General features: G+C 64.2%; 1 pseudogene. It reads right to left on the reverse strand.

Going from position 1 to position 673, the window contains the following annotated elements:
• Positions 1 to 673, reverse strand: a pseudogene (locus IB252_RS29885) (glycine dehydrogenase (aminomethyl-transferring)); the annotation flags it as partial.

Genomic DNA, 673 nt, shown 5'->3' on the forward strand with positions numbered 1-673 from the left:
TCGGTCGGCTCGATCATCAGCGTGCCGGCCACCGGGAACGACATGGTCGGGGCGTGGAAGCCGAAGTCGATCAGACGCTTGGCGACGTCATCGACGCTGATGCCGCTGCTGTCTTTCAGCGGACGCAAATCGAGGATGCATTCATGCGCCACCAGGCCGTTGCTGCCGGTGTACAGCACCGGGTAATGCTCTTCGAGGCGACGGGAAATGTAGTTGGCGTTGAGGATCGCCAGTTGCGAGGCGCGCTTGAGACCGGCGCCGCCCATCATCCGAATGTACATCCAGGTGATCGGCAAAATGCTCGCGCTGCCGAACGGTGCGGCGCAGACCGCGCCTTCTTTACGCTCCATGGTGCCGTGACCCGGGAGGAACGGCGTCAGGTGCGACTTCACGCCAATCGGGCCGACGCCCGGGCCGCCACCGCCGTGGGGAATGCAGAAGGTTTTGTGCAGGTTCAGGTGCGACACGTCGCCGCCGAACTTGCCCGGCGCGCAGAGGCCGACCATCGCGTTCATGTTGGCGCCGTCGATGTACACCTGGCCGCCATGGTCGTGAATGATGCCGCAGATTTCGCGGATGCCTTCTTCGAACACGCCGTGGGTCGACGGGTAGGTGATCATCAGCGCGGCGAGGTGTTCGCGGTGCTCGATGGCCTTGGCCCGCAGGTCTTCGA

The organism is Pseudomonas sp. PDM10, assembly GCF_014852295.1.
Taxonomy (GTDB): domain Bacteria; phylum Pseudomonadota; class Gammaproteobacteria; order Pseudomonadales; family Pseudomonadaceae; genus Aquipseudomonas.